Annotated in this window: 8 protein-coding genes and 1 pseudogene; 3 read left to right on the forward strand and 6 right to left on the reverse strand. The window is 62.2% G+C overall.

Annotation, left to right across the window (positions count from 1 at the left end; translation table 11 throughout):
- Window positions 1-16 precede the first annotated feature (16 nt).
- Entirely contained in the window at window positions 17-613 is a 597-nt protein-coding gene (locus tag BGO16_RS02850; protein ID WP_292617111.1) for a TadE/TadG family type IV pilus assembly protein, read from the forward strand.
- A gap of 150 nt (window positions 614-763) precedes the next feature.
- Here BGO16_RS02850 and BGO16_RS02855 read toward each other — a convergent pair whose 3' ends face one another.
- The 4 genes from BGO16_RS02855 to BGO16_RS02870 form a co-directional block, all read right to left on the reverse strand.
- A complete protein-coding gene (locus tag BGO16_RS02855; RefSeq protein ID WP_002714433.1) occupies window positions 764-976 on the reverse strand; it encodes a cold-shock protein in 213 nt (70 codons plus the stop codon).
- Between the two features lie 269 nt (window positions 977-1,245).
- Window positions 1,246-1,524 (reverse strand): translation initiation factor IF-1, encoded by a 279-nt coding sequence (gene infA, locus BGO16_RS02860; protein WP_292617097.1) that lies wholly within the window; start codon window positions 1,522-1,524, stop codon window positions 1,246-1,248.
- A gap of 28 nt (window positions 1,525-1,552) precedes the next feature.
- Window positions 1,553-2,989: a DEAD/DEAH box helicase gene (locus BGO16_RS02865; RefSeq protein WP_292617099.1), complete on the reverse strand. Its 1,437-nt coding sequence runs from the start codon at window positions 2,987-2,989 to the stop codon at window positions 1,553-1,555.
- 419 nt (window positions 2,990-3,408) lie between these two features.
- Window positions 3,409-4,284 (reverse strand): RNA pseudouridine synthase, encoded by an 876-nt coding sequence (locus BGO16_RS02870; protein WP_292617100.1) that lies wholly within the window; start codon window positions 4,282-4,284, stop codon window positions 3,409-3,411.
- An 81-nt stretch (window positions 4,285-4,365) separates the two neighbouring features.
- On the opposite strand from BGO16_RS02870, the gene ftsY reads away from it, so the two are divergent.
- A complete protein-coding gene (ftsY, locus tag BGO16_RS02875; RefSeq protein WP_292617101.1) occupies window positions 4,366-5,313 on the forward strand; it encodes a signal recognition particle-docking protein FtsY in 948 nt (315 codons plus the stop codon).
- Between the two features lie 2 nt (window positions 5,314-5,315).
- On the forward strand, window positions 5,316-5,918 hold the full coding sequence (locus BGO16_RS02880; RefSeq protein WP_292617103.1) for a septation protein A: 603 nt from the start codon (window positions 5,316-5,318) through the stop codon (window positions 5,916-5,918).
- 150 nt (window positions 5,919-6,068) lie between these two features.
- Here BGO16_RS02880 and BGO16_RS02885 read toward each other — a convergent pair whose 3' ends face one another.
- Window positions 6,069-6,431 (reverse strand): helix-hairpin-helix domain-containing protein, encoded by a 363-nt coding sequence (locus BGO16_RS02885; RefSeq protein ID WP_292617104.1) that lies wholly within the window; start codon window positions 6,429-6,431, stop codon window positions 6,069-6,071.
- Window positions 6,432-6,761: 330 nt separating this feature from the next.
- Window positions 6,762-6,979, reverse strand: a pseudogene (locus BGO16_RS02890) (DsbE family thiol:disulfide interchange protein); the annotation flags it as partial.

The raw sequence follows: 6,979 nt of genomic DNA on the forward strand, positions 1-6,979 counted from the left end.
TCGATCACTAAAGATCATGGTCGGGAAATGGGTTGCGGAGCGCGCGGCAAACCTGATTGACGACTCGCGGGGTCTCGCGGCGACGGAATTCGCGATCATTGCGCCGCTGATGCTGGTGATGCTTTTGGGGACCATCGAGGTGTCGTCAGGCGTGGCGGTCAATCGCAAGGTCACGCTGGTTGCGCGGACGCTGTCCGATCTGACGTCTCAGTCCAAAACGGTAGGTGATGCGGATATCGCGGATTTCTTCGCCGCCGCCTATGGCATCATGTGGCCCTATCCGTCGACGCCCGTCCAGGCCACGATTTCGGAATTGTACATCGATCCGACGAGTTCGGAGGCGCGGGTGCAGTGGAGCAAGGGCACAACACCGCGAGAAGTGGGAACGCCGGTTGATATCCCCTCAGGGCTCATCGGCAAGGATTCATCGGACAAGACGCTTCCCGGTCAGTATCTGATCTTCAGCGAGGTCAGCTATCTCTACCAGCCGATTGTCGGCTACGTCATGGCGAAAACCGGCGTGACGCTGAGCGACACAGCCTATACGCGGCCACGTCAGTCAACCTGCGTATTATATGGCAGCGACAAGGACTGCCCGAAACTTGGGGGATGACCCGACGGACCGGAGCGCTTGTCTGCCGCGCGCAGCACGCGTGACGCCAAACAAAAGGCCGCGCATGGAGCGCGGCCTTTGTTCAATCCTGTCTTTGATCAGGTCAGACTTTAACTTCGTCAAACCGCTTAAACTTTGGCGGATTATGCGCTAGCCGGCCGCTCGCAGATTGTCGGCCGACGATTTTCCGGAGCGGCGATCAGCAACGATCTCGTAGCTGATCTTCTGCCCCTCGCGCAGCGTTCCGAGTCCGGCCCGCTCAACCGCGCTGATGTGAACGAACACGTCGTTTCCGCCATCGTCGGGTTGAATGAAGCCATAGCCTTTGGTCGCGTTAAACCACTTCACGGTTCCCATGCTCACTGGGTAGTCCCTTTATCAAGTACGTATGCCGAAGCCCGCTTTCGGCGGGCTGGTGAGATTGGATTTTTGGAAGGGTCGTCAGTGTCTAAACCGGCTGTACCGGTGGTAGCTAATGTCGTCCGGCCGAAAATCGCTAAACGCCATATTATTCGAAGGCAGGCTCCAAAACAATCCTGACGTGCACGATTTTTTGAGATGCGCGGATCCACCGGTCCGGCCGAGAGCCTTCGGTCCGAAGTCGGCGCGATCCTGCTGCCGTCGAGGCCTGCCTATCTTCGGCGGAATTGGCCGCGAGGCGGCGCACCACGCGGCGCGCCGCTGGGGCGCTCATCCTTGTGCCGGAAGATCAGGCGTCCCTTTTCGAGGTCATAAGGGGACATCTCGATGGTGACGCGATCGCCGGCGAGCGTCTTGATCCGGTTCTTTTTCATCTTGCCGGCGGTATAGGCAACGATTTCGTGCCCGGCATCGAGTTGCACCCGATAGCGGGCGTCGGGGAGGATTTCGGTGACCAGCCCTTCGAACTGGATCAGTTCTTCTTTCGCCATAGGGTTCTCCGGATCGCGTGGCGTTTTATCAGCGTTGAGGACGTGGGTTGGACTTCGAGCGCGGCGGCCGGCTTTCACGGTGCAGGAAGGCAACCCCCCGCATCCCCTCGGTCTTGCTGCCCCGCGCTGGCCGGGCGGACTCATGCCGTCCGTTCTCGGATCTGTTCGATGTCTTCGACGCGCCGTCTCCATGACGGCCGCGGCGGCGGGGACCTTTCCCGCCCGGAGCGGCGTCGCCGTTTCTGGTCGCATGACCGTGGGGCGCCGGTCGTCCGGGGCGATGCTGCTGACGGGGTGGCACCGCCTCGCGCTGCCCCGGTGTTCGGCGATCTTCTCTCGGCAGCGCCACGCGGATCAGTTTTTCGATATCGCGGAGATAGGCCATCTCCTCGGCGCCGGCGACCAGCGAGATCGCAGCGCCATCGGCGCCGGCACGCGCGGTGCGGCCGATGCGATGGACGTAGGTCTCGGGAACGTTCGGAAGGTCGAAGTTGACGACGTGGCTGATCCCGTCGACGTCGATGCCGCGCGCTGCGATGTCGGTCGCAACCAGGGTGCGGATCTCTCCGGTCCGGAACGCCGCCAGCACGCGCTCGCGGTGATTCTGCGATTTGTTGCCGTGGATGGCGTCGGACCTGATGCCGGCCTTGGCGAGGCTCTTCACCACCTTGTCGGCGCCGTGCTTGGTACGCGTGAAAATCAGTGCGCGGTTGACCGGTTCCTGCTTCAGAAGCTGGGCCAGAAACGCGGGCTTGCCGCCATGATCGATCTGGATGATGCGCTGGGCGATACGGTCGACGGTCGAGGCGACCGGCGTCACCGCGACGCGCGCCGGATCGCGCAGCATCTGCTCGGCGAGTTCGGCAATGTCCTTCGGCATGGTGGCCGAGAAAAACAGCGTCTGCCGTTTGACCGGAAGCTTGGCGACGACTTTGCGGATGTCGTGGATGAAGCCCATGTCGAGCATGCGGTCGGCTTCGTCCAGCACGAGAAATTCGACCTGGCCAAGCCTGAGCCCGTTGCTCTGAACGAGATCGAGCAGGCGGCCTGGTGTGGCGACCATCACCTCGACGCCTTGCATCACGGAGCGGACCTGACGTCCCATCGGAACGCCGCCGATCGCGAGCGCCGAGGTCAGGCGCAGGTGGCGGCCGTAAGCGTTGAAGCTGTCGAGGATCTGGCCCGAAAGTTCGCGCGTGGGGCTGAGCACCAGCACCCGGCAGCTCTTGGGCTGCGGCTTGATGCGGTTCTGCAGCAGGCGATGCAGGATCGGAAGAGCGAACGACGCGGTCTTTCCGGTGCCGGTCTGGGCGATTCCGACGATGTCGCGCCCGGCAAGGGCAAGAGGAATGGTTTGAGCCTGGATGGGCGTGGGCGTCAGATAGTTCTGTTCTGCAAGCGCACGTGAAATGGGATCGGCAAGGCCGAAATCCTGAAAGGAGGGCAAAAGGTTGTTTCTTTCCATTATGCGACCAGGCGCCCGACCCATCGGCCGGAGCGTGCCAGGTTGTCTGGAGACACCCGCGTGTCGAGGGCGTCGATTGACGTTAGCTAGATAAGGGCAAGCCAGAAACCGTCGAACGGGCTCAGAACACGCGGCTCGCAGTGACCCGAAGATCTCAGGGGCACGCCACCATATGGAACAGGAACGCGGCAGATTCAAGGTGAATCGTCGGTGCGCCGCCTGGAGCTTCGCTCCTGATGGAATCGGAAGCGTGGTCCAGATTGTTGTTTTGACGCGTTTTCTTCACGCGAACCGGTATCCGCCTCCGGGTCAAGCCCGAGGACATGCATCGCTCGAAACGCTATTGCGAAAGGTTCCTGTGATACATCGTTTCCTTCGGCGTGCCGTCTATCGCCGGTTGCGAGCCATCTCCATCCGATCTACGCCCCGGTCCATCCGCAGGCCTTGAGTCGCTCATGCAGATGCATCGGCGCGGGCGCCGTGACCACGACGGGCGGCTTGTTCTTCGACAGGGGGATCGCGATTTCGCGCGCATGCAGGTGCAGGCTCGGTTCGCCGAACCGCGGAATGTACGGTTCATTGCGCAGGCGTCGTAAGGTTGCCTGCGTTCCGTAGATATTATCGCCGGCGATCGGCCAGCCCATCGCCGCACAATGGACGCGCAGTTGATGGGTTCGGCCGGTGACCGGCTCCAGTGCGAGCCAGGTCAATTGAACTCCCTCTCCCATCTTTTCCTCCCGCCTTGCGAGGCAGGGTTGGGGAGAGGGGTGAACTGTTAGTTCGGCCACACTTGAGTTTATTCCCCTTCCGAACGCTTCGCGTTCGACCTCTCCCATAAGAGGAGAGGCGGTTAGCGATCCGCGCCCCAGCACTTTCCATTTCGTCACCGAGGGCAATCCGTCCGGGTCGGGCTTCTGCCACCAGCCGCGTTCGTGGTTCAGCCGCCCGAGCGGTATGTCGATGGTGCCCTCGTCGTCAGCAGGGCTACCCTCGACCACGGCCCAATAGGTTTTCGAAATCCTGCCGTGCTTGAACAACAGGCCGAGCGAGGCCGTCGCCTTGCGATGGCGTCCGAGCACCAGGCAGCCCGAGGTATCCCGGTCGAGCCGGTGGGCAAGCACCGGCGGCCGGGGCAGGCCGAACCGCAGCGCCTCGAACGAAGCTTCGAGATTGGCGCCGCCCTTGGGGCCGCGATGCACCGGAATGCCGGCCGGCTTGTCGATCACCAGCATCAGCCCGTCGCGATGAAGCACGCGAGCCTGGATTTCCTCCGGTGTCGGCTGTGCCGTATCCATGATCACTTCATTTTCGCTTGCGGCACGATCTTTTCCGAAAGTCTTTCGCTCGCAGGTCGAAACGGCTAACACACCTCCACCATGAGCGACAGCACCGACGACAAACCGAAACAGAGCTGGTGGCGCAGGCTGTCCGGCGGCCTCAAGCGGACCTCGACCTCGATCGGCACGGCGGTGGCCGATCTCGTCACCAAGCGCAAGCTCGACCGCGCCATGCTCGACGATATCGAGGACGTGCTGCTGCGCGCCGATCTCGGAACGGCGGTCGCGGAGCGGGTCGCGGCCGCTGTCGGCGAGGGCCGTTACGACAAGGCGATCTCCGCCGACGAGGTCAAGGCTGTCGTTGCGACCGAAGTTGAAAAGGTCCTCGCGCCGGTGGCGCAGCCGCTGGTCATTGACGAAACCCAGAAGCCGTTCGTCATCCTGATGGTCGGCGTCAACGGCTCCGGCAAGACCACGACCATCGGCAAGCTGGCGGCGAAACTGTCCGCCGAGGGCCGCAAGGTGATGATGGCGGCGGGCGACACGTTTCGCGCCGCGGCGATCGATCAGTTGAAGGTCTGGGGCGAGCGCACCGGATCGCCGGTCGTCGCGGGCGCGCAAGGGTCGGATTCCGCGAGCCTTGCCTTCAATGCGCTGACCGAGGCGCGCAACGACAGGCGCGACGTGCTGCTGATCGACACCGCCGGCCGCCTGCAGAACAAGGCCGAATTGATGAACGAGCTGGAAAAGATGGTTCGCGTCATCCGCAGGGTCGACGAATCGGCGCCGCATGCCGTGCTGCTGGTACTGGACGCGACCGTCGGACAGAACGCGCTGTCGCAGGTCGAGGCGTTTCATCGCATTGCAGGCGTCACCGGTCTCGTAATGACAAAGCTGGACGGCACCGCGCGCGGCGGCATTCTGGTGGCGCTGGCGGAAAAGCACAAATTGCCGGTGCATTTCATCGGCGTCGGCGAGGGGGTCGACGATCTTGCGCCGTTCACCGCGCGCGATTTTGCAAAAGCGGTTGCGGGGATCGAAGGCTGACGATGGACAAGAAGCAACCGCATCCGCTGTTCAAGCTCGCGACCGAACTCGGCCCGCTCCTGGTGTTCTTCGCCGCCAATGCGAAGTTCAACCTGTTCGTCGCAACAGCCGCGTTCATGGTGGCGATCGTGGCCGCGATGATCGCGTCCTACGTGGTGACGCGGCATATCCCGCTGATGGCGCTGGTTACCGGCATCGTCGTCATTGTGTTCGGCACGCTGACGCTGGTGGTGCACGACGAGACCTTCATCAAGGTCAAGCCGACCATCATCTACGGGCTGTTTGCGACCGTGCTCGGCGTTGGACTGTTGTTCGGCCGCTCCTTCATCGCGATCATGTTCGACCAGGTGTTCAACCTCACGCCGAAGGGCTGGCGGCTCCTGACGCTGCGCTGGGCGCTGTTCTTTTTGGGCATGGCGGTCCTGAACGAGATTATCTGGCGGACCCAGAGCACGGATTTCTGGGTCAACTTCAAGGTGTTCGGCGCGATCCCGCTCACCATGATCTTCGCGATGATGCAGATGCCGCTGACCAAACGCTATCATCTCGAACCCGCCTCGCTCGAGGCCAGCGATGCGAGGGAAGGGGATATCGGCAAGATCTGACGGGCCGTTGGCCATATCGGCTGTGATATCCGGTCGCCTGCCACAAGCTTTATGTCCGGCCGTCGTGCCGGGCATTGATGTCTTCGAGCTCCGACCGAAGATGGTCATGGCCGGAACGGGTCCGGCCATGACGGGTCCACAACGAAGCCGTTACTTCGGCTGCGACGCGATGATCTGGCCGGAGATCTTCTTGTAGGTCGCTTCGGGAAGAATCTTCTTGGAGACGAGCTGGTCTTTCTTGGCGTAGGGACGGCCGGCGATGATCTTGTCGGAATACTTGTCGCCGATGCCCTTGAAGGCCATCAGTTCTTCCTTGGTCGCGGTGTTGATGTCGAGCTTGGCGGCCTCGGCGTTCGGGGGCGCCATCTTGTTTGCGGGCGCCATCTTCCCCGCCGGCGCCATCCTGTCGGACTTGGCGGCGGGTTGAGTGGACTGGGCCATCGACGGCGTTGAAACGAGCAGACCGAGCGCAAGCGCGGCGGCGGTGATCGAGGCGAGCGTGAAATGACGCATAAAAGTCTCCCTCCCGGGGGGCTGTTGCCAGAGCATGATCCCGAAAAGTGGAAACCGGTTTTCGGATAAGATCATGCTCAATCAAAATACAAGGTCAGGGTCTGGTTCAACGGAGTTGAACCGGACCCTAACGGCGAAGCTATCTGCGGATTTGCGGCGGCGCGATGGCCGCAAAATGAACGGCAGATAAACGCCGAGATATATTTGACGTCATTCCGGGGCGTACGAAGCACGAACCCGAAATCCGGTAAAGTTAAGCGCGACTTGTGCCTGGATTCCGGGTCTGGTCCTGCGGACCATCCCGGAATAACGAGCGGGCGGTTGCCGATCTCAAGAGCCCGCTTTCAGCGCTTTCTCGATTTCCGGCTTCAGCACGGTGTCGATATTGTCCGGCGTGATCGCGCCGACCAGCTTGTAGACGATGGTGCCGTCGCGCCCGACCACGAATGTCTCCGGCACGCCGTAGACGCCCCACTCGATCGAGGCGCGGCCATTGTCGTCGACGCCGACGACGCCGAACGGGTTGCCGTAGCGGCCGAGGAAACGGC

The organism is Nitrobacter sp. 62-23, from assembly GCF_001897285.1.
Classification (GTDB): Bacteria; Pseudomonadota; Alphaproteobacteria; order Rhizobiales; family Xanthobacteraceae; genus Nitrobacter.